Origin of the sequence: Acidobacterium sp. S8, from assembly GCF_009765985.1 — a bacterium.
GTDB lineage: Bacteria > Acidobacteriota > Terriglobia > Terriglobales > Acidobacteriaceae > Alloacidobacterium.
This window is the reverse complement of record NZ_LMUM01000008.1, coordinates 35,362-57,220: the sequence shown is the minus strand read 5'-3', so window position 1 is coordinate 57,220 and position 21,859 is coordinate 35,362. Positions and strand designations below refer to the sequence as shown.

Here is a 21,859-nt window from a genome sequence, read left to right as displayed (position 1 = left end):
TTGCGATCTGGATTCGTATCTATTCTCGGACGGCCGAATGCCGGAAAATCCACGCTGTTGAACGCGCTCGTGGGCGAAAAGGTGGCGATCGTCACCAGCAAGCCGCAAACGACGCGTACCCGTATTCACGGTGTTGTAGAGGTTGCAGCGCGCAAGGGGAAGCACTCGGCGGCGCAAATTGTCTTTGTAGATACACCAGGCGTGCATAAGCCGGGATCGTGGCTGGACCGGCGCATGATGCAGGAGGTTCACGATGCGCTCGAAAGTCGCGACGTGGTTCTGGTCATGGTGGATGCGACGCGGCGTTTGGAGTTGTCAGAGAATGACGAAAAAAAGCGCGGAGCCAGTGAAGATGCTTTCGTTTTCGAACTGCTCAAGAAGCTCGACTGTCCTGTGTTTCTGGTGATTAACAAGATAGATCTTGTCACGAGGGAAACGCTTGCGCCGCTGATTGCGCAGCTGAGCGCGCTGCATCCATTTGCCGAAGTGTTTCCAATTTCAGCGCGCAAAGGTGATGGATTGGAGCGGCTGGTTGAAAAGCTGGTCGAGTATCTGCCCGAACGTGAGCGCTATTTTCCCAAAGATCAATATACGGATCAGCCTGAAAGATTTCTGGTGGCTGAATTGATCCGCGAACGCATTCTGCAGGAGACGGGCGAAGAAGTTCCTTATGCCTCGGCGGTGGTCATTGAGCGATTTGAAGAGCCCCAGCCGCATGATAAGAAGCCGGTGACGCGCATCGCTGCGGCAATTTACTGCGAGCGTGCCGGGCAGAAGGCGATTCTGATCGGCAAGGGCGGAAGCAAGTTAAAGAGCATTGGTACGAACGCCCGTAAGGAAATCGAATCGCTTCTGGGAACGCAGGTTTTTCTTGAGTTGCATGTGATTGTCGAAGAAAATTGGCGTGAACGGCGCGGCTTTGTGGAATCGCTTGATTGGCGCAAACAGCTGGAAGAGCTGGGCGAACGAAAAGAAGAAAAATAGAGTCAATTTGTTATCGATCCCCATAGAGTCGTCATTCTGAGCGAAGCGAAGAATCCATGGGATGCGGGCGGGGAGGATAACTATCGTCTATTTCCTCCCATGTAAAGATCCTTTCGGTGAAATGCTGTTCGCGCAACCGTTTAGTGTGAAACGCCGGCAAGAGTGTATCGAGACGAAACGATCTCATGCACTCTTCTCGAGGTACGCGCTCAGAATGAAGACTTTCTTCTTGATGTCAGGATGACAACTATTCAGTCAGAAGACTATTCCCGGACGCTGATGCCGAGTGTTCGCATTTTTCTGTAGAGATGGCTGCGTTCGAGGCCAAGTGATTCTGCAGCGCGGCTTATGTTGCCGTGACACTCATCGATCTTCTTCAAAATGTAGTCGCGCTCGTATGCTTCGCGCGCCTGGTGCAGCGTGCTGAAATCTTCGCTATGCTTGCTTGCGCCGCGATGCACGAGCATAGGGAGATGTTTACGCTCAATTCGCGGCGCCTGCGGATTGAGGATCAGGATACGTTCGATCAGGTTCTTCAGCTCCCGAACATTTCCCGGCCAATGGTACTGCTTGAGTAGTTCGATCGCGTCTTCAGCGAGCTCGACGCGAGGCCGACCGTATTCGCGGCCAAAGCCGCGGAGGAAATCACGCGCCAGGAGTGAAATGTCTTCCTTGCGGTCGCGCAGAGGCGGCACGTAAAACGGAATGACATTCAAGCGATAGAAAAGGTCCTCGCGAAAGTTTCCCTTGGCAATTTCTTCTTCGAGATTCTTATTTGTGGCGGCGATCACGCGAACGTCCACACTCATGGCGTGTACCGCTCCAACCGGCGTAAACCGTTGTTCATCGAGAGCGCGCAATACTTTGGCCTGAGTTTTAAGGCTCATGTCGCCTACTTCATCGAGGAATAGCGTACCGCCATCCGCGCGTTCGAAGGTGCCGCGCTTCTCGGTCGGGCCGCCAGGTATAGCGCTGTTGCGATAGCCGAATAGCTCGCTCTCGATGTAGTCCTCGGGAATCGCGGCGCAATTCAGCTCAACAAAGACGCGTTCGCGGCGCTGGCTTTCTGCGTGAATGGCACGCGCAATCAGTTCCTTGCCGCTGCCCGATTCGCCGAAGATAAGCACGCGACCATTGGTGGGCGCCATGAGCCTGATCTGCTGGCGCAGGGCTTTAGCGGGAACACTCTCGCCTGTGATCGGCGTTTGCAGCGCAAGTTGGCGTTTGTATTCGAGATTTTCGACGCGAAGCCGTCGGGCCTCAATTGCGTTCTTAACGACGATGAGCGTGCGTTCGAGCGAAAGTGGCTTTTCCAGAAAATCGAAAGCGCCTAACTTGGTGGCACGCACCGCCGTTTCAATCGTGCCATGTCCGGAAATGATGATGACCTCGGGCTTGTTTTCGGTATCGAGCGAACGAATTTCATTCAGCACGTCCAGACCATCACGGTCGGGCAGCCAAATGTCGAGCAGCATCACATCGTAGCTTACGTCGCGGAGCAGCACCAGCGCTTCGTTCCCGGTCCCAGTGCTGGCGACCGCATATTCTTCTTCGCGAAAAATCTCTTCCAGCAGTTTGCGGATATCGGCTTCGTCATCTACCACCAATATGTGGTTCATCGGGCCGCCTTATTCACCACAGAGGGCCATGCATCGCCAGTGCCATTGCCGTTCGCCGCGAGCGGCAGTTCGATAATAAATCGAGCGCCCGACGGGGAGTTCTGCTCAGCCCGAATGGCACCCTGGTGATCTTGAACGATCTTTGCCGCGATCGCAAGACCCAGTCCAGTACCGCGTTGTTTGGTTGAGAAGTAGGGAAGAAAGAGACGCTCGCGAGCATCGTCGGTGAGTCCGTGGCCGGTGTCGCTGATGATAACCTCGGCCATCTCGTGGTGATCGGTGAGCGCGGTTTCGATCGAGAGCACACGCAGGCCACTATCCTGCATGGCTTCGGCTGCGTTGTCGATGAGATTCGCGACGGCGCGTTTCATCGCTTCAGCATCTGCCATTACAAGCGGGATCTTCGACGCAAGATGCTTGTCTACCCGGATGTTTTCAAGTCGATCCTCAAACAGACGCAAGGCGTTCTCGACAATCAAATTGAGGTCCGCAGGTTTAGGATGCGCCGTTGGAAATTGTGCGAGTGCCGCAAACTGATCGACCAGCGTTCGCAATGTTTCCACTGAGCCAAGGATTACGTCACTGCAGGAGCGGATGACATCCGGCGACTCTGGCGCATTGCGATCGACGTGCCGCTTGATGCGTGCGGCAGAAAGAGCAATCGGCGTGAGCGGATTTTTAATTTCATGCGCGACGCGCTGCGCCACCTCTTTCCATGCGAGCTGACGCTGCGCCTGCAAAAATTCGCTTACATCTTCCAGCACAAGTATGAAGCCGCGGCGTTTTTCGCCCAGGGGCAGCATGGCCATGGTGGCGGAAAGATTTAATTTGCCTTTCGGGTGGCGGATATCAAATTCTGTTGCAGCCACGCCCATTCGCCTTGCGCGGCGTGCCAGCAGCATCAACTCGCTGCCCACATCCTCAGGCACAACAGCGGTGAGTGGAACACCCTGCAGAGGCTGCAATGTGCCCGGAGGCAGCAGGTCGGCGAAAGCCTGGTTTGCCTGTGAAATATGCAACGCCGCATCAAGGGTGACTACGCCGCCGGGAATGGTTTCGAGAATCGTCTCGAGTTCGCGGCGGCGCTCCTCCAGCGTTGCATTTGCTTCAAACAGCTGCGCCGTGGATTGCTCTGCGATCATACGACTCTGCTCAAGATCGGCAGCCATATGGTTGAATGCCTGTAGCAGCTCGCCCAGCTCCTCCGTTGCGGATATCGTAACGCGCTGCTCGTAACGCCCGGCAGCAATTCCGTCCATTGCTTCTGCCAGATTTTCAAGTGGCCGCGTAATCTGCTTGGAAAAGAACCAGGCCAGCCAGCTGCTGGCAAAAAACGTGAGCGTTGTGAGCAGCAGAAGTAACAGCAGGTATGTGCTGCGGATGCTGCGCCGTTCGCGGTAGACGGCCCAGTATTGCTGCGTACCCGCGCGAACGTCGGCCACGGTCGCACTGAGACCCGATGGAAGTGGCAGGCCAACAACGACGACTCCGCCGCCCGAGGTGGTGGCGGTGCCCAGGGCGTAATCCGTATCGCCGATCGTAAGCACTGGCTCATCCGTGCGCTGGGCCGCCTTATGCACAATCTCGATCAATGGTTCCTCGTGCACTGTCACCCTTGCATTGTCATCCAACCATGTACGTATCTTTACTGCGCCCTCTGGATGGGGCATCTGATACTGTACGATCGCTGCATTGTCGCGATAGAGCACAGCAAAGCCGCCCTGCAGGGTAATGCGGTGGGTGCGAATCTCATCCAACAGCGCATTTGTATTTTCAGCCTGGTAATTCAAAGCAATTGCTTCAGAGCGCGCGAGGGACTCAGCCTCTGCGCGAGCGTTCTGAGTGACATAGTGAGAGAGCTCAAGGGCGATGCGGGTGGAATCTTCGCGCAGTTCGGAGACTGGCTGCGAGAACCACCGGTCGATCGAACGGTTCATCAGCCCAAAGCTGAAGAAAAACATGAATGCCGCAGGGGCGAATGAGAGCACCAGTGCGCCGACCAAAAGACGGGAGCGGAGCCTCGATCCCAGCACGCGGCTGCGGCGGTCGGCATAGATTTTGAGGATGTTGCGCGAAAGCAGCACAAGCAGGAGCAGGAAAAGCAGGAAGACAACAACTGAGAGCGTAGTAAATAGAAAAATAGCCGCGACGCTATGGGGATAGAGAAAATTCAGCTTGAATGCATTAAGTGATGCCAACACCAGGAGAAGGACAAGCGAGATGGCTCCAAGTACGGCGATGGTAACGCGCTTGTTCTTCATGATGGGCATGCGAACTCCGATCTCAAAGATTATAGGCGTTTTGTAGCGCATGCTATGCAGAAGTGAGCGCCAGCACAACTCGTAACTTCTATCGCCCGGACGATTCAGAGGCGCGGCGGAGCTCGCGGAAAAAAGAAAAAGAGAAGCGTACTGCCGGGTTCATCGGTGTGGCTGCGGGTTTCGGTGCGCTCATTGGCGGCTTAGCCGGTGGCGGTAAATAGTGACAGAAAAGTAAAAGGCGTGGCCCCAAGCCACGCCTCGTTTTATGCCAGCAGCTCTCGTACGGGCTTCCAGGGTTTCTTCTGCGATACCGCAACAGGCTCGCATGTAAGAGTCCCCTCGTAGGTGTTCACGCCATCGCGGATGCCGTCATTTTCAAGAATCGCAGCCTTGGCACCGCGCTGCGCAAGCCGCAGAACATAAGGGAACGTTGCGTTCGTCAGCGCCAGCGTCGAAGTATTCGGCACCGCAGCCGGCATGTTGGTGACGCAGTAATGCACCACGCCATTCACTTCGTAAGCAGGATTGCTGTGCGTCGTAGGCCGCGCCGTTTCAATGCATCCGCCCTGGTCGATGGCCACATCTACGATTACCGCGCCTTTCTTCATCTTTGCGACCATCTCTTTGGTCACGATCTTCGGAGCCGCTGCACCCGGAATCAACACGCCTCCAATCACCAGGTCGGCTTCCTGTACCGCGCGCGTCACGTTATACGAGTTCGACGCCAGGGTGAAAAGCTTGCCATTGAAGATATCGTCGAGTTCGCGCAGGCGGTTCAGGTTCAGATCAACAATCGTGACCTTCGCGCCCATGCCCACTGCGATCTTCGCAGCGTTAGTGCCGACGATGCCGCCGCCGATGATGCAGACATTGGCAGGAGGCACGCCGGGGACGCCGCCAAGCAGAACACCGCGGCCGCCTTTTTCCTTTTCGAGATAAGAAGCGCCGACCTGCACCGACATGCGTCCGGCAACTTCAGACATTGGCGTCAACAGCGGCAGTGTTCCGGCCTGGTCGCGAATCGTCTCATAAGCAATGCCGATCACTTTCTTCGTAAGCAGCTGCTCGGTGAGATCAGGAACAGGCGCAAGATGCAGGTATGTAAAGAGCACCAGCCCTTCGCGGAAGAAACCATACTCTTTCTCAACTGGTTCTTTGACTTTCACCACCATGTCCGCGTTGCCCCACACATTGTGTGCCGAGCCGACAATCTCCGCGCCTGCCGACTGATACTCATCGTCGGTGAATGCGGAAAGCTCGCCCGCGTGAGTTTCGACGAGAACCTTGTGTCCTGTCTCAGTAAGCGCCTTTACGCCTGCCGGTGTAATGCCTACGCGACTTTCGTGATCTTTGACTTCCTTCGGTACTCCGATAATCATGCATCGTCCTTAGTGGCTCGTCGATCGACTTCCGCTGAGCCTAACGTTTCATTGTTGCAAACATTCAAGGATATCGCATGGTGCAGCGGGCCGCAGAATTCTGAATTCCAGCCTTGCGCCGTCGCAACTGGCTCCGATGCAGAGAAAACGCTACAATCTTCTATTGGAGAGAGTTTCCCGCCTGGCCGCGAGCGCCAGCATCTGTAAAATCCCAGAACCACAAGAGTAAGGAGTTGTTTTATGGCGATTCCCGCCACACAAATGCGTCCGGGCATGATCATTAAGCACAACAACGAGCTGCATGCCGTTTTCTCGGTCGAGCACCGCACGCCCGGCAACCTGCGCGCCTTCATTCAGGCAAAGCTGCGCAACCTGCGCTCTGGCGCCATGTTTGAGCACCGCTTCCGCTCCGCCGACGCGATCGATCGTGTGGTCGTCGATGAAATCGCCATGGAATTCCTCTACAACGACGGCGATGACTACTACTTCATGAACACCGAGAACTACGAGCAGACTCACCTCAAGCACGACACGCTGGGTGATGCCGTCGAATACCTCACGCCGAATCTTCAGATCACTGTGTCCTTCTTTGACGGCGTGCCCGTTGGCATTGAACTGCCGCAGACGGTCGAGCTCACCATCGTAGAGACGGAGCCAGGTCTCAAATCGGCCACCGCTTCCTCCGTCACCAAGCCAGCAAAGACCGAGACAGGCTTGATTGTGCAGGTGCCTCCCTTCATCAATGAGGGCGAAAAAATCCGCGTCGATACCGCCGAAGGCGCATACCTCTCTCGCGCGTAAATTTCATCCCGTGTCAACAGACGGCACAGCCAAGGCTGTGCCGTTTTTATTTCTGTCAGTACGGCCCAGACTTTTCACCATCAGTGGGCGGCGGTAGTCGGCAATGCCGCAAGCCACGACAACACAGCCGACTCCAGGGCAATGCGCTTGTCAGAATAGGCGTGGTCTGTCGCCAGGCGGAGATCCGTTACCTTCGTGTTGCCATCCTTGCGAAGTGTCTCGGCAAATAAGGTCGCCTGCGCCGCCAATCCATCATCGGAGCTGATGACGAGCACGGGCCGTGTCGCCAGTGTCCGGGCATACCCCTCATAGCTCCACTCTGCCCGATGCGCGATCGCCTCCTGCGCCAGGCTTTCCGAAGTGCAGCCATGCAGCGGAGCGATTCCTTCTTTGGCCAGCATGGCGGCCATCTTCGATGGCGCTGCGCTCTCTCCGTAGCCCTTCACCATGGCTGTGGCGATCTCGCCCATGTTTCCCGGCGAGATGACGCCGATGGCCTCGACGCCTGCATCATGCGCCCCGCCAGCCACGGTCATAAATCCGCCCATGCTGTGCCCGATGAGCACAATCCGTTTCGCATCGACGCGCAACAGGGTCGCATTGGCAGGCTCGCGCAGATAGGCAACCGCTGCGGCTACGTCCTCCATGCAATGACTGAAGGAAAAATCTCCCGGCGATCCCCATGCCCCGCGATAGTTGAAGTACAGCACGTTCCAGCCTGCGCGTCGGATAGCCTGCGCCAGGTCGAGATTTCTTTCATTTCCCGGAAAGCCATGCAGCAAAATGACGGTCGGATGCGGCTCCGCACCAGCGGCAATATACATGAGCGCATTCAGCTGCGATCCATGGCTGGGCAACTGGAAGCTCTCCATTGCAGCTGGATTTTGCTTGTCAACAGGAGGATCGGTGGTAACGGCAGAAGGAACTTGCTGTGCAAGCCCCGTTGCACACGAACAGCCAAGAATCAGCAGGAAGGCAAAGCGAACAGTCTTCATGTTCGCGATTGTCTCTCAAGTCGGCTTTAATGCCGACAGAAATTGTGAAGGCCAACAACCTTCCCATAGCAAATTTAAAAAGGTCACGATTCTCTGATTCGTTCAGAAGTTAGTCTTCTACGACTCCGGCAAAGAGAGCGTCGTCTTCCGCTAACGGGCGCGGATTGCGAGCAGCAGCCAGGAGGTAGCGCTCATTGTCCATGTGCTTGTCGATGAAGTCGCGGACGCGTTCGAGCACGCCGTGTTGCGTGGTATGCAGTTTGAAAGCGTCGATCTTGCGCTCTTTCCATTTGCCCAGTTCAAGGCTGAGCGAATAAGGAACGATAGCGGCGGTTGCGCCTTCATCGGAGTTGTAGACGGAGACGAAGGGCGTGTTGGCATAATACAGCTTCTGCGGAGCGTAAGCTGCGCCAGCTTCGGGAAAGAGTTGCGCGCGCCCCGCCCAGTGGAAAGCGGCAGTGGCGGCAAGCGAGATGATGGTGTGGTCGCGGTGAAGATTGACGCCGCCGTCTCCGCCAAAGGTGAGCACAACCTGAGGGCGGTAGTGACGAATTTTTCCCACCAGAAGACTGGCAAGCTCGGAGAAGTTCTGCTGATCGAGCTTACCGTCAGGGTAATCAAGCACTTCCGCGTGGGTAAGTCCGAGGAGTTTGCCAGCCGCGCAGAACTCATCGCGGCGTAATGCAGCCAATTCTTCTGCGCTTTTGGCGCTGCCGCGAAAGCTGCCTGCGGCTCCGTCAGTGAGGCAGACGACGCTTGTTTCAATACTCTTTTCGTGCGCCATGAGCAGCGCGCCGCCAAAGGCTCCGCTCTCGTCGTCGGGATGCGCGGTGAGGCACATCATGCGGTATGACAAATAGTGCTCCTTGGTTACTGGCTTTCAGTTTAACGGAGATCGTGGATGGTTGTTTCAACGAATTTTCGTTGCGAAGGACGGTTTTGCTTCGCGAGGGGACGAAGATAACGTTGCGAATCAGGCGGGGAGTGCATCGACCGGCACGTCGATGATCTCAACTTGCGGCGGAGTGTCCCAGGGTAGCGAGGTTTGCGCGACCGGGCGAAAGCTCTTGCGATGGAGCGGAGTGGGACCGTATTTTTCAAGAGCTGCGAGATGCACCGGTGTGCTGTAACCCTTGTGCGAGGCCAGGCCGTATTCAGGATATTGGTCATGAAACTCGCGCATCTTCTGGTCACGGTAGACCTTGGCGACGACGGATGCGGCGGCGATGGAGATGGAGAGCGAGTCGCCATAGATGATGCTGGTCTGCGCGCAGGGATGGTTGAGACGGAGCGCGTCGATGAGCAGGTGGTCGGGTGCGGGCGTCAGCTTGAGCACGGCCTGTGTCATGGCCAGCTTCGACGCCTGGTAGATGTTGATGCGGTCGATCGTGGCGGCATCGATCTCTTCGATGGCGATGGCAATGGCTTTTTGCTCGACGATTTTCGCGAGGCGCTCGCGATCCTCGCGCAAGAGCTGTTTGGAATCGCGCAGGCCGCGAATGCGGGTATTCTCCGGCAGAATAACGGCGGCGGCAACAACGCAACCGAAGAGAGAGCCTCGGCCTACTTCATCGACGCCTGCGATGAGAGTGAAGCCCTGGGCGCGCGCAGCCTTCTCATGCCTGTTGCCGCAGACGAGCGAGCGCAGCATGCGCATTTTTCTGGTGGCGGCGGAGAGGGTCTCTTCCTCCTGGCTCTCCGCTTCCAGAATAAATTTCGGTGCACGGGGCATTACGTTGAGTTTATCGCTGGATGAGGCGTGGATGGCGGTGGAAATCTTGTACCTGCACGAGGGTAATCCGAAAATGGCTGTATTCTTTGCTAGATGATGGCACGACTTAGAAGCCCCGAAAAACGCAGTGCGATTCTTCAGGCTACCGCGCAGGAGATTGCCGAAGGCGGCCTTGGCGCGCCGATTGCGAAGATCGCTCAACGCGCGGGTCTCGCCGAGGGGACGCTCTTCACCTATTTCGTAAATAAAGACGAGCTTCTGAATGAGTTGTATCTCGAGCTGAAAAATGAGGTCTACGACAGAATTAATGCCGACTTTCCGCATAAGGGAAGTTTGCAGCGCCGGGCGTGGCATATCTGGGCAGGCTATCTAGATTGGGCGATCGCCTTTCCGGCGAAGCGCAAGGCTTCGATGCAGCTGCATATTTCTGACGTGATTACCTCGGAAACCCGTTCGCGCACGGCCACCAAACGCGGCGCAGTGGATGCTACGTTGCAAGAGCTGGAAAAAGGCGCAGCGCTGCGCGGACTTCCGGCAGGATTTGCAGCGGCGACCATGGCGGCCATGCAGGAAGCTGCCATGGATTTTATTGCAAAAGCGCCGAAGCAGCGGGAAGAACTGATCAAGCGGACGTTCAAGGTGCTGTGGAAAGCGCTGGGGTGAATATTTCTCCCAAATAAATGAGCATCTGCTCGCTCATTTTAGAATCGAATTTGCAGGAGGATTTTTCGATGGCGAAAGTCTGGTTGATTACGGGAAGCGGAAATGGGTTGGGACGCGATATTGCTGAGGCAGCCCTGGCGGCGGGCGACAGCGTCGTCGCGGGTGCGCGCAGGACGGAGGAGCTGGCTCCGCTGGTCGAGCAATACAAGGACCGGGTGAAGCCGGTAACGCTCGAAGTGCGCGATGAAGCGGCGGCAAAGGCTGCTGTACAGATGTCGGTAGACACATTCGGGAGACTGGATGTGCTGGTCAATAATGCGGGTTACGGCGAATTTGCACCGTTCGAGCAGATGAGCGCGGAGGACTTCAAGGCGGTCGTGGATACGTGCTTCTACGGAGTGGTGTACACGACGCGCGCGGCCATTCCGGTGATGCGTAAGCAGAAGAGCGGGCACATCTTTCAGATCTCCTCGATCGGAGGGCGGCTGGCGATTGCGGGCAACTCTCCGTACCACGCTGCCAAGTGGGCGGTGGGCGGCTTCAGTGATGCCGTGGCGATGGAAGTGGCGCCGCTAGGAGTGAAGGTCTGCACGCTGGAACCAGGCGGTATCCGCACGAACTGGGCGCGGCGCGCACGTGGGAACGCTCCAGAACTACTGCCGGATTACCAGCCGACGGTGGGGCCGATCCTGAAGCTGCTGCAAAGCATTGAAGGGCGGCAGGAAGGCGACCCGCGCAAAATCGCTGAGCTGATTGTCCAGCTTGCTAACAGCGACACGGTGCCTGTCCGGCTCATCCTGGGCGTCGATGCGGAGAAGCGGGTGCAGCAGGCAGAGACTGCACGCGCGGAAGAGGCTGCGAAATGGCGGGATCTTACCGTGTCCACTGTCTTTGAGAATGCAGAAGTAATTCCTGAGCTATTGAATCACTAGTTTCGTGCTTCATTAGAATGCTCCGGTCATGGCCGGGGCATTTTTGTTGGCTAGGTGTGGTTCGCGCTGGTGTGAACCCATTGGTAGGAATGGGGGTTGGCAATGACAGTTCTAAAAAATCAGCATCCAATTCAGGAGGGATGACAACCAACCACAAACCTATCAGGTGCCGTGGGAAGGACGGCTTGTCCTTGCCTGCCGCAAATGCCAGAAGAAGCTGAAGGGTGAAAAAGGCATGCGGACTCTATCAAAGCTGAAGAAGACGGTTAAGAGGCACAATAAAGAACATCCTTTCCAAATACTTCACGTCATAAACGTGCCCTGCATGGATCTGTGTCCGAAAGGCGGAGTAACGGTGTGCAATCCGACCAAAATTCCGAACCGGTTGTCGATTGTGCGGGAGAAGAAGGATATTGAAGCATTGCTGGGTTAATTTCAGGGTCCTCCTACTTAGAAGACTCCCGGCGGATAAATCGTTTTCGGCTGCGCCTCCACGAACGGCCTGCGACGGCAAGGCACGCCGTCTTTGACCCGGTTTTGTCTGGAGACTAAAGTCCCCGGCTTCTACCGGGAGGGCGCTTTCGCATCTCTTTTATTTATCAGCTAAGCATTTTCTCCGACGATGCGAACGGACTCGACGCGGGCGGCCCGAACAAGGTCTATGTCGAGCGTGGCGAGAGGAGTGTCCATCCTTAACGCAAGTTCCAGATAAGCCGCATCGTAGACAGAGAGTTGATGCGCGCGGGCCACGCGGAGAACTTCGTTTGTTTCAGGAACGATATCCAAATTGATACCGAAGGTTGCGAGATCTCGCAGAAATGCTGCGGTTTCAGCCTCGCTGAGGCGCTTGCGCCGCTCACTCACGATGAGAATGTTACGCACTTCAAACCACCAGAGAGTTGGAGCAAAGGCCTGATCGGTTCGTATGCGTTCCAATGCCAGATCGGCGTGCGGATGTTGCTCGTCACGGAATGCCCAACTGGCAGTTACGGATGCGTCCAATACAAACGGCACTAGTGTTTCCGCCCTGTTTCACGAGCGGCAAGCAGCTCCTGCAGCTTGATACGGGGAGCGCGATGTCTGCGCGCCTGCATTCTTGTCACGGCTCCATCGATTTCTGACTGGCGATGGTCGGTTTCCGGAACCAGTCGGGCGATGGGTTTGCCATGGCGGGTGATGATGAGCGTAGCTCCGCGTTCTACTTCATCAAGTAGCTCAGGGAGGTGCGTTTTCGCTTCGGAAGCCTGAATCTGGCGCATAGAATTAGACTGGTTGATTAAACTAGTCGATTTTATCATCATCGAGTTAGATTTTCCATGAATAATTTTTTAGGCGTTATGAAGCTTTAAGACGAGGTCCTTGCAGCGCAAGGACAAACGGCGCACGACACCGTTCTTGCGGTCCTTCGACTGCGCTTCCTTCGGTCGCTTCGCTCAGGATTGACGGCGTTTGAGGAGCGGGAAATTTATCGCGTAGACGCACAAACGCCCCGGCCAAGGCCGGGGCGTTTGCTTTTGAATAGTTGGGAGGACTTAGGTGCGCTCGACTTCTTTAAGGCGGGCGGCTTTGCCGCGGAGGCCGCGGAGGTAGAAGAGCTTGGCGCGGCGAACGCGGGCCGAGCGGATCTTTTCGACCTTGTCGATAACCTTGGAATTGAAGGGGAAGATGCGCTCGACACCCTGGCCGAAGCTCATTTTGCGGACGGTGAAGCTGCCCTGTGCTCCATTTTTGCGGGCAATTACGATGCCTTCAAAAGCCTGGAGGCGCTCTTTATCGCCTTCTTTAATCTTGACTTGCACGCGCACTGTGTCGCCGGCGACGAAGGGAGGCAGGTCCGTGCGGTTCAATTTCTCGGCAAGGCGCTGCATGACTGGATGAATAGACATTGTTCTTTCCTGCTTATGAATTCAGAACTTTTAGTTTACATGAAAGCGGGTGATTTTGCTCATTTTGGTGTCGTTTAGGTGCACTTTAAAGTCGTTAATGCGCATAAAATGCGCCTCATTTAAGAGTTCTCAGAAATTTACGGTCTTCACTCGTTAAGTCTGCACCTTCAAGGAGATCGGGGCGGTTGCGCCAGGTTTTTTCAAGGGCCTGTTCGCGACGCCAGCGCCGGATCAGGTCGTGGTTGCCGCTACTGAGGACTTCGGGCACGGCGAGGCCACGAAATTCCGGCGGCCGGGTGAAATGGGGATAGTCCAGCAACCCACCCGATCCGTGAGTGGAGCGGGGCGGCCCGTCTTCGTTTTCAGGGAAGGCGGTATCGGGCTGGCCAAAGCTCTCGTAGGCGCTCGAAGCCTCATTGCCGAGAGCCCCGGGGATGAGGCGCATGGTGGCGTCGAGAATGATGGCGGCTCCAAGCTCGCCGCCGGAGAGTACATAGTCACCGATCGAGAGTTCGCGATCGCAGAAAAGCTGGTTGACGCGCTCGTCCACACCTTCGTAGCGTCCGCAAATGAGGGCGATGCGGTCGAGTTTAGCGAGTTCGCGGGCCGTGGACTGGGTAAACCGCGCGCCTTGGGCCGAGAGCAGGATGATGGTTTCTTTTTGTGGGTCGCGCTCGGCCTTGGGCGCAATATTTAGTGATTCGATAGCTGCGGCCAGCGGCTCCGGTTTGAGGACCATGCCTTCGCCGCCGCCGAAGGGGCGGTCGTCTACGGTGCGATGGCGGTCCTGCGTGAAATCGCGAAGATTGTGAGTTTGGACGCTGAGCAGGTTCGAAGCAAGGGCCCGCTTGAGCACCCCGTGAGAGAGGATGCTCGAAAAGAAGTCCGGAAATATGGTGATGATGTCGAACTGCATGCGCCATCTTCAAGTTTATAGATAAAGTGGATTTCTGCTTCCGACCCTTCGCAAAGAACGCGAAAAAATGGGACACCCATGTCATGCCGACCAATGCAGCCTACAGGATGACAATTTCTGTCAGGTCAACCCTGCTGTTCTTCAGGTAGTGGGCCAGATGTCTGGCCCACTACCGTTCTTCACTGGTCAGCGGCGCGTTGATAGTGAGCAGGCCATTGGGGAGAGACATTTCGAGGCGCTTCTGATCAAGATCAATCTTGTGCAGCCACGCTTTGGCGAAAGGGATCAGCACCTCGTCTTTACTGCCGGTTTTGCCGATGACGAGCAGCGGGGTGCTGGTAGTGTCACGGTCTACGTCGGTGACAGCTCCGATGTCACGGTTTCCCTGGCTGAGATCGATGACGTGGCAGCCTATCAGGTCGTCAATGTAGACGGCGTCTTCTTCAAGTGGGGCACGCTGACTGCGGGCAATGGCGACGTCAAGCCCGCGCAGAGTTTCCGCGTCGGAAATGGAGTCAATACCGGCGAATTTGAGGACGATGCGGCCTTTGTGCAGCCAATGATTTTCAAGGGTGACCGTGCGCGGCGGGGTTTTTCCGTTGGAGTGCAGCAGGGTGAGGCTGGAGCGCTCGGCAAATCGCTCGGGGAAGTCGGTAAGAATGTCGGCGAGCAACTCGCCGTTACGTCCCTGGGGACGAATGAGGCGCGCGACGAGTATCCAGTCGGAGTCAGGTTGTGTGCTGGTCATTCGATTTCTCTCGTTTGATTTTACGAAGGAGAAATGAATCGGGACAGGAGAGAACAGGCAGAAAACCGTGGTCGCCGCGTTCAGACAGCCTGGGATTCAGAAAATGGAAGGGAGGCCCGGCGGTAGGATTACTCGCCGGATGCCTGTTTTTCCCCGTGTTCTTCTAGAATATCGAGCGTGTAACGGTGGTGGTGCTTCATGCTGACAGCGCCAAGAATCGTGCGCATCGAGCGCGCCGTTCGTCCCTGTTTTCCAATTACTTTGCCCACATCACCGGGTGCCACCCGAAGGCGGAGAACGGTACTTTCTTCGCGTTCCACGGCTTCGACCTCGACTGCGCTCGGTTCATCCACCAGCGCTTTGGCGATCTCGGTGACAAGTTCCTGCATGTTGTCCGGCATCTGCTCTTGCGTCATTCAACCCCCCCTGAGTCGTGCGTACTGTCTCGCGGGTTGGCCAATACTAACAGCAACCCGAAGAGGGATGACAGTATTTTCTGGTGCCCTGTTTTGGTATTACTTCCGGAACTCCAAAGAGGTAACTCGCTCAAAGAATAAGAGGTTACTTTTTAGTGAGAACTGGTGACTTCCGGATGTGACGCGCTTAGGCAGCTGGGGCAGCGGAAGCATTCTTGAGCAGCTTTCCGACGGTATCGGACAACTGGGCGCCCTTGCTGGTCCAGTAGTCGATGCGCTCACGCTTGAGATCGACAGTGGCGGGGTTAGTACGTGGGTTGTAGGTTCCGACTACTTCGATGGAACGGCCATTGCGGGCGCGGTCCTTTTCAATAACCACAACACGGTAATACGGCTGCTTGCGGGCGCCAAAACGCGCCAAACGAATCATCAGCACAGATAAATCTTCCTTTCAATCCTGATTGTAAGCGAGGGATGCGTTTTCAGGCGCAGCGGCAGAGCGCGGCGGCATGCGGTTCCCAACGACTAAGTATAGCAGGATTAGGTGTGGGATGGTGAGAGCGAGACGCGAGGGCCTGCTCCTCGAATGTTTTCCCCGCGACGGTAGAACATTAATTTATCGGGTTGTAACCGTATCGTAAAGCGGCTTACATGCACGTCATTTAGCCAGAGAGATGCCCAGAAAAAATCCCCTTTCTGGCATTGGAGGAATGACGCATGCAAAAGCTTGTTGCCACCTCATTGGCAGCGTTGCTGGTCTCGAGCCAGATAGCTTTCCCCGTTGCGGCGACCGCGCAGCGGGAGGGCGAAACGGCCACCCCGATCAAGCATCTTGTTGTAATCTTTGGCGAAAACATCTCATTTGACCACTACTTCGGGACCTATCCAAATGCTCTGAATCCCGCACACGAGCCCCGCTTTGTGGCTGCTCCCGAGACGCCGCGAGTGAACGGCTATACGGACGCGCTGCTTTTTAATAATCCAAATCTTTTGAACACCACGGGCAATGGCAGCGGAGCCAGCAATCCCTTCCGGCTTGATCGCTCACAGGCTGCGACTGCCGACCAGGATCACGACTACATGCCGGAACAGCAGGCTTTCCACGGTGGCCTGATGGATTCCTTCCCGCAGTACACGGGTACGCCGGGACCTCCGCCAAGCGGACAGGCGACAAATGGCCTGGTGATGGGCTACTACGATGGCAATACGGTCACAGCTCTCTGGAATTATGCGCAGCGTTACGCTTTGAGCGACAACTCGTATGACACAAACTTCGGGCCTTCGACTCCGGGCGCGATCAATCTGATCTCCGGTCAGACGAACGGCATCAGCGACCAGAGCAATGCAGGCGGAGATGTCATTGAAGACGGCGCTGGCGGCTATACACTGATCAGCGATGCCGATCCGATTGGCGATGTCTGTTCGACAACGACCGGTGCGCTCATTCAATTTGGCGGACAGAATGTAGGCGACCTGCTGAATGCGAAGGGTATTACGTGGGGATTTTTCGAGGGCGGATTTGATCTGACGAAGACGAACTCGAACGGTACGACGGGTTGCAAGCGCTCGCACACCTCGACGATCACCAACAGCCCAAAGGCTGACTACATTCCGCACCACCAGCCATTCCAGTATTACAAGTCGACCTGGAACCCGAAGCATCTTCGTCCTACCTCGGTGCGGCGGATCGGCCAGACCGACCAGGCAAATCACCAGTACGACACCGACGATTTCTACGACGCAGTGCGTGCGGGCAATATGCCTTCGGTCAGCTTCCTGAAGGCTCCCGGCTACCAGGATGCGCATGCCGGCTACTCTGATCCGATCGATGAGCAGACCTTTGTGGTGCAGGTGATCAACTTCCTGCAGCAGCGGCCGGAATGGACCTCGACGGCAGTAGTGATTGCGTATGACGATTCGGACGGTTGGTATGACCATCAGATGAGCCCGATCGTAAACCAGTCGACAACGGCTGCGGATGCGCTGAATGGCACGGGGCTATGCGGCAACGGCACGACCTCTGCGTTGGACGGCCCGAATGGGCAGCACGTGCAGGGACGCTGCGGTTATGGTCCGCGTCTTCCGCTGATGGTGATCTCGCCTTACGCAAGAAAGAACTATGTCGATCACACGACGACCGACCAGAGTTCGATCACCCGCTTTATCGAAGACAACTGGCTTGGCGGACAGCGCATTGAAGGCTCCTTCGATGCGATTGCTGGCACGCTGAACGGCATGTTCGATTTCCGGAATGCTCAGAACCGCGGTTTGTATCTGCTGGATCCAAATAGCGGCCTGGTGAATTTTGATCAGGGCGGCGGCCATGATCATGATGGTGGTTACGGCCACGATGGTCGTTGGTAAATAGCTGTTTTCTTTACGTAGGGTAGCGGCTGACGCTGCTACCCTTTTCTCTTTGAGGGCGATTTGATTACACGACGAAAGTTTCTGGCGGCTGGCAGTTTGGTGATGGCAGACGCTGCGATGGGCCTGACTGGTTCTTCAGCGAAAGCTGGTTCTCTTGATCCTTCGACGCTGCAGGCGTTTGTCGATCCGTTGCCGATTCCTGCGATTGCGCGGCCTGTGGGAATGCGCGCGAATCCGGAAGATGCGAGGGAGCAACTGCCGTATTACCGCATGGCGATAAAAGAAGCGATGGTGAAAATACATCGCGACTTGCCGTCTACACGGATGTGGACGGTCGGCGGCAATTTCCCGGGACTAACGTTGGAGACGCAGTGTGCGAAGAGCATGATCGTGGAATGGCAGAACCAGTTGCCTGCGCAGCATTTTCTGCCGATCGATCATTCACTGCATGGAGCAGGCAAGGATGTGCCCGAGGCGCGGGCGGTGATTCATCTGCATGGCGGACGGACCCCGGCGGAGAGCGATGGCTATCCGGAAGATTGGATCGTGCCGGGAAAATCGCAGACATGCTTCTATCCTTCGCTGCAACATGCGGCGCTGCTCTTCTATCACGACCATACGATGGGGATTAATCGGCTCAATACGTATGCGGGGATGATGGGACTGGTCATTCTGCGCGACGCGCGCGAGGATGTGTACGCACTGCCGGGCGGAAAGTATGAGATTCCGCTGCTGATCTGTGACCGCATGCTGAAGACGGATGGGCAGCTCGAGTATCCGGTATCGGAAAAGAAGGGTGAGGTTTGGGTGCCGGAGGTTTTCGGCAACGCGATTCTGGCAAATGGAAAGCTGCTGCCGTATTGCGATGTGGAGCCGCGGCTATATCGCTTCCGCGTGATGAATGGATCGAATGGCCGCTTCTTCCGCTTTTCACTGGCGAATGGCGCGGAGTTTTATCAGATTGGTTCCGATCAGGGTCTGTTGACTGCTCCGGTGAAGATGAAGCGGCTGGCGATGGCGCCTGCCGAGCGCGCCGACATTCTGATCGACTTCAGCGCGATGGCGGGCGAACAGGTGGAGTGGGTGAGCGACAGCTTCTCTATATTGCAATTTCGTGTAGGGAAGAATGCGGCGGGTGAACGCGGCGCAGTTCCTGAGAAGCTGCACCAGTTTGAACGGCTGGCCGAATCGAGCGCGGTGAAGACGCGAAGGCTGACACTCGATGAGCGGATGGATGACGTTCAGCGCTCCATGGGCATGCTGCTGAACAATACTCCGTGGCATGCTCCGATTACGGAAAAGCCGGTGCTGCATACGACAGAGATCTGGGAGCTGGTGAATCTGACCGACGACTCGCATCCGATTCATCTGCATCTGGTTCGCTTCCAGGTGCTCGATCGTAGGCGCTTCGACACGTTTCATTTTCAGGAAAAAGGCGAGCTGCGTTTCACCGGTCCGGTGGTGATGTCGGATGCGAATGAGATGGGATGGAAGGATACGGTGCGCGCCGATCCGGGCATGGTGACGCGCATCATTGTTCCATTCGAGGGATACGCCGGGCGCTATGTGTGGCATTGTCACGTGCTCGAGCATGAAGACAACGAGATGATGCGTCCGTTTGAAGTGCTGCCCGCTGACGCTTGATCATCTCTCCCTATAGCGATAGGTTGTCCGTCATTCTGACGACTGAAGGGAGGAAGAATCTTAAATCAATTTGGTTGGAGATTCTTCGCTACGCTCAGAATGACGTTTCTCTTTTTCGAGGATACACGATCAGGGAAATAACCCAAGGCTACTTTGCGGCGCGGCTGAGCATGATCTCGATGCCTCCGGTGAAGCTGCGTCCCGGCATTGGCACGTCTACGATTTCCTCGTAGCCTGTGTTGCTGAGGTTCGACATTTGCAGATAAGGGCGGACATACCCGCGCTCTCGGGCGATGGCGGCATTCCATACCGGGTAAGCAGTCTGTTCATAGCGCTGCGTAACGCCGACGCGGTTGTGCAGCATGTAGCCATGGATGGGCTCGACAGTCCATTCAAAGACGGCGTTGTTGACGGGATAGTTGAAGACGTATTCGGACTGCAGGCCGTGCAAAGCCTGCTGCGCACCGGAAAGGAATGTCCACGCGAGCTTGATCTGCTGGCGGTTGGAAGGCTGCCATGTCCACGCGCTTTCGACGCCTGCATAGCGAAGGTTGGTGAGATTGCTAGCCTGCCACGGGCTGTTCGCGTTGGGCCGCACGTAGTCGATGGTATCGTGCTGACGCGAATAGAAACCTGTGAGCGACAGATACGACTTCGATCCCGCGAACCAGTCCATGCCTGCTTCATAGTTCCATGCGGATTCCGGCTTCAAGTTGGGATTGCCGATGGTGGAAGGATCGCTGTAATAGAGATCGGTATAAGTCGGCAGGCGGAAGCCGTATCCGAGCGCAGCACGTAATTTCACATTGCTGCCGAGCCAGTAGCTGGCTGCGAGTGTGGGACTGGTAGCATGATAGCCGCCGCTGATGATCTCCTGGCGCAGGCCGGCGGTGAGTGAGATGTTTTTCCATTGCAGATCAGCGTCGAGGTAACCTGCGCCCCAGTTGCGCGCATGCTTGCCGAGGTTGTTGCTGTCGATGGAGTCGCCGTCACCTTCGAGCCCGTAGAAGAGCGAGCTTCTTGCGCCGAAGTGTTCTCTGCGGCGGAGCGCTCCCTGCCAGCTCTGGTCGATGTGTTGATTCGCGTACAAAGATGGATTATCGCGCAGCAGTATGAAGTTGTCTGTGTGGCGGCGGTAGCCGAAAGCGGCACTGGTTTTATCGTCCAGCTCCTGGCGCATGGAGGCGAACCATCCTTTGGTGCGCTCCCATGAATTGTAGTTGCCGTAAAACTGGTCGGCTCCGAAGGCGCGATCGCTGCCCGCGAGAAGAATGTCGCTCTCACCGAGAGCCGTTTTCCAGCGTGTTTCGGAGCTGCCGTTTTCGTTGCGATAGTCGCGGTCGGGCATGAAGCCAGTGGAAAAGTTGCGCTCGCCGGAGAGCAGCTCTGACCACGTCTTGCGTGCGATGGAGGCCGTAGCGGCCTGATCGTTTTCTCCGAAGCTGCCGACGCCACTGCGCAGGCGAAGCGAAGTTGCTTGCGGCGCGGCGGTGATGAAGTCGATGACGCCGCCCATCGCGTCTGAACCGTAAAGCGTAGAACCGGAGCCGTGCAGGATTTCGATATTGCTCATCGCGTCCATGGGAACGGGAAGGTCGAGGTTATGATGCGCGGTTTGCGCATCGTTGACGCGGAGACCATTGATGAGGACAAGCGTCTGCGCGAAGGACGAGCCGCGAATCGAGATATCGGCCTGCGCACCTCCGGCTCCGCGCTGCTCGATGTATGTGGAGGCATCGGTGCGGAGCCGGTCTTCGACCGTCTGGAAAGCAAGCGGGTGCTCCTGTGTATTCATGAGCACGACAGAGCGATTGGATTCGCCGAGCGTGACGGGAGCGGGACTGCCGAGGACAACAACGGTAGTTTTCGCAGGAGCAATTGTTTCGGAAGGCTCCTGCGCCATGACCGGACCAAAACATGCAAGGCCGCACAATAGAGGCCAAAAGAATTTCATGAGAGCCATCATCAAGGCGTTCTCAGTAGATCACAACGCTAGTTTAGCCATGAATCGAATAGTTCATTGATTGAACTAATCGGATAGACTCAAAGCATGCGCATCGAAGCTTTTCTGGAGGAATCCCCGCTCTTTGAGATCTACCGCGCGTCTCGCAAGCTCGATACTGAGTTGCTTCGGATACTCGGGCCGAGCGAGATTACATTTTTTGAAGCGCTGGTGCTGGTCTCGATCTTGTTCGAGGAGCCGCGGGCGGTGAAGCCGTCGCGGCTGGCGGAAACATTCTCGACCGGGCGTGGCAATATCAGCAATTGCATCTCCTCGCTGGAGGCGCGCGGATTGCTGAAGCGGCGTATCGATCCGGAAGACGGACGGAGTATTCAGCTTGTATTGAAGCCGCAGGGTCGAAGGTGCGCCATGCAGGCAGTCCGCACCTTCGACCAGATGCAGAAGCAATTTGAAAAGAAGATCGGAATGGCGCAACTCAAGTCAGCGCTTCACGTTGTCCGTCAGGTGGAGCAACTTTGTGCTGGGGCAACGACTTCTTAAAAATTCTGATAGT

Annotated in this window: 22 protein-coding genes; 8 read left to right on the top strand and 14 right to left on the bottom strand. The window is 56.3% G+C overall.

The features are described from left to right. Nucleotides 1-984, top strand: coding sequence for a GTPase Era (gene era, locus GSQ86_RS02360; RefSeq protein WP_158748355.1), 984 nt, complete (start codon nt 1-3; stop codon nt 982-984). A 263-nt stretch (nt 985-1,247) separates the two neighbouring features. Here the strand turns inward: era and GSQ86_RS02355 are convergent, their stop codons facing one another. Next, entirely contained in the window at nt 1,248-2,603 is a 1,356-nt protein-coding gene (locus tag GSQ86_RS02355) for a sigma-54 dependent transcriptional regulator (RefSeq protein ID WP_158748354.1), read from the bottom strand. Next, nucleotides 2,600-4,873 carry an ATP-binding protein gene (locus GSQ86_RS02350; protein ID WP_254062084.1) on the bottom strand — a complete coding sequence of 758 codons (2,274 nt, stop codon included), beginning with the start codon at nt 4,871-4,873 and terminating at the stop codon, nt 2,600-2,602. Before GSQ86_RS02350 ends, GSQ86_RS02355 begins: the two co-directional genes overlap by 4 nt. A 53-nt stretch (nt 4,874-4,926) precedes the next feature. Between GSQ86_RS02350 and GSQ86_RS02345 the strand changes: the two genes are divergently transcribed. Beyond that, nucleotides 4,927-5,085, top strand: coding sequence for a hypothetical protein (locus tag GSQ86_RS02345; protein ID WP_158748353.1), 159 nt, complete (start codon nt 4,927-4,929; stop codon nt 5,083-5,085). 42 nt (nt 5,086-5,127) lie between these two features. Here GSQ86_RS02345 and ald read toward each other — a convergent pair whose 3' ends face one another. Then, nucleotides 5,128-6,243, bottom strand: coding sequence for an alanine dehydrogenase (ald, locus tag GSQ86_RS02340; RefSeq protein ID WP_158748352.1), 1,116 nt, complete (start codon nt 6,241-6,243; stop codon nt 5,128-5,130). 240 nt (nt 6,244-6,483) lie between these two features. Between ald and efp the strand changes: the two genes are divergently transcribed. Further along, a complete protein-coding gene (efp, locus tag GSQ86_RS02335) occupies nt 6,484-7,044 on the top strand; it encodes an elongation factor P (RefSeq protein ID WP_158748351.1) in 561 nt (186 codons plus the stop codon). Between the two features lie 80 nt (nt 7,045-7,124). Here efp and GSQ86_RS02330 read toward each other — a convergent pair whose 3' ends face one another. The 3 genes from GSQ86_RS02330 to GSQ86_RS02320 form a co-directional block, all read right to left on the bottom strand. Beyond that, nucleotides 7,125-8,039: a S9 family peptidase gene (locus GSQ86_RS02330; RefSeq protein ID WP_158748350.1), complete on the bottom strand. Its 915-nt coding sequence runs from the start codon at nt 8,037-8,039 to the stop codon at nt 7,125-7,127. A gap of 109 nt (nt 8,040-8,148) precedes the next feature. Beyond that, nucleotides 8,149-8,895, bottom strand: a complete 747-nt coding sequence (locus GSQ86_RS02325) for a PIG-L family deacetylase (RefSeq protein ID WP_158748349.1) — start codon at nt 8,893-8,895, stop codon at nt 8,149-8,151. Nucleotides 8,896-9,012: 117 nt separating this feature from the next. Then, entirely contained in the window at nt 9,013-9,771 is a 759-nt protein-coding gene (locus tag GSQ86_RS02320; RefSeq protein ID WP_254062083.1) for a ribonuclease HII, read from the bottom strand. Between the two features lie 93 nt (nt 9,772-9,864). On the opposite strand from GSQ86_RS02320, the gene GSQ86_RS02315 reads away from it, so the two are divergent. Next, complete coding sequence (locus GSQ86_RS02315) at nt 9,865-10,434, top strand: TetR/AcrR family transcriptional regulator (protein ID WP_216840978.1); 570 nt, start codon at nt 9,865-9,867, stop codon at nt 10,432-10,434. A gap of 68 nt (nt 10,435-10,502) precedes the next feature. Beyond that, the gene (locus tag GSQ86_RS02310) at nt 10,503-11,366 is read left to right on the top strand and encodes an SDR family NAD(P)-dependent oxidoreductase (RefSeq protein ID WP_158748348.1); all 864 of its coding nucleotides are present in this window, start codon (nt 10,503-10,505) and stop codon (nt 11,364-11,366) included. 603 nt (nt 11,367-11,969) lie between these two features. Here GSQ86_RS02310 and GSQ86_RS02305 read toward each other — a convergent pair. The 7 genes from GSQ86_RS02305 to rpsP all read right to left on the bottom strand — a co-directional run bounded on the left by GSQ86_RS02305 (nt 11,970) and on the right by rpsP (nt 15,762). Next, complete coding sequence (locus GSQ86_RS02305; protein WP_158748347.1) at nt 11,970-12,380, bottom strand: type II toxin-antitoxin system VapC family toxin; 411 nt, start codon at nt 12,378-12,380, stop codon at nt 11,970-11,972. Continuing rightward, the gene (locus GSQ86_RS02300; protein WP_158748346.1) at nt 12,380-12,625 is read right to left on the bottom strand and encodes a type II toxin-antitoxin system Phd/YefM family antitoxin; all 246 of its coding nucleotides are present in this window, start codon (nt 12,623-12,625) and stop codon (nt 12,380-12,382) included. Before GSQ86_RS02300 ends, GSQ86_RS02305 begins: the two co-directional genes overlap by 1 nt. Before the next feature lie 273 nt (nt 12,626-12,898). Then, nucleotides 12,899-13,252 (bottom strand): 50S ribosomal protein L19, encoded by a 354-nt coding sequence (gene rplS, locus GSQ86_RS02295; protein ID WP_158748345.1) that lies wholly within the window; start codon nt 13,250-13,252, stop codon nt 12,899-12,901. Between the two features lie 115 nt (nt 13,253-13,367). Next, nucleotides 13,368-14,168, bottom strand: a complete 801-nt coding sequence (trmD, locus tag GSQ86_RS02290; protein ID WP_158748344.1) for a tRNA (guanosine(37)-N1)-methyltransferase TrmD — start codon at nt 14,166-14,168, stop codon at nt 13,368-13,370. A 169-nt stretch (nt 14,169-14,337) separates the two neighbouring features. Continuing rightward, nucleotides 14,338-14,916: a ribosome maturation factor RimM gene (gene rimM, locus GSQ86_RS02285; protein ID WP_158748343.1), complete on the bottom strand. Its 579-nt coding sequence runs from the start codon at nt 14,914-14,916 to the stop codon at nt 14,338-14,340. Between the two features lie 128 nt (nt 14,917-15,044). After that, nucleotides 15,045-15,332, bottom strand: a complete 288-nt coding sequence (locus GSQ86_RS02280) for a KH domain-containing protein (protein WP_158748342.1) — start codon at nt 15,330-15,332, stop codon at nt 15,045-15,047. 187 nt (nt 15,333-15,519) lie between these two features. Beyond that, a complete protein-coding gene (rpsP, locus tag GSQ86_RS02275) occupies nt 15,520-15,762 on the bottom strand; it encodes a 30S ribosomal protein S16 (protein WP_158748384.1) in 243 nt (80 codons plus the stop codon). A gap of 287 nt (nt 15,763-16,049) precedes the next feature. Here rpsP and GSQ86_RS02270 point away from each other — a divergent pair, with 287 nt between their 5' ends. Then, on the top strand, nt 16,050-17,696 hold the full coding sequence (locus tag GSQ86_RS02270; protein ID WP_158748341.1) for a phospholipase C: 1,647 nt from the start codon (nt 16,050-16,052) through the stop codon (nt 17,694-17,696). Nucleotides 17,697-17,801: 105 nt separating this feature from the next. Beyond that, complete coding sequence (locus tag GSQ86_RS02265) at nt 17,802-19,343, top strand: multicopper oxidase family protein (RefSeq protein ID WP_158748383.1); 1,542 nt, start codon at nt 17,802-17,804, stop codon at nt 19,341-19,343. A gap of 148 nt (nt 19,344-19,491) precedes the next feature. Here the strand turns inward: GSQ86_RS02265 and GSQ86_RS02260 are convergent, their stop codons facing one another. Next, nucleotides 19,492-21,297: a TonB-dependent siderophore receptor gene (locus GSQ86_RS02260; RefSeq protein WP_158748340.1), complete on the bottom strand. Its 1,806-nt coding sequence runs from the start codon at nt 21,295-21,297 to the stop codon at nt 19,492-19,494. Between the two features lie 96 nt (nt 21,298-21,393). Between GSQ86_RS02260 and GSQ86_RS02255 the strand changes: the two genes are divergently transcribed. Then, the gene (locus GSQ86_RS02255; RefSeq protein ID WP_158748339.1) at nt 21,394-21,846 is read left to right on the top strand and encodes a MarR family winged helix-turn-helix transcriptional regulator; all 453 of its coding nucleotides are present in this window, start codon (nt 21,394-21,396) and stop codon (nt 21,844-21,846) included. Nucleotides 21,847-21,859: the final 13 nt, after the last annotated feature.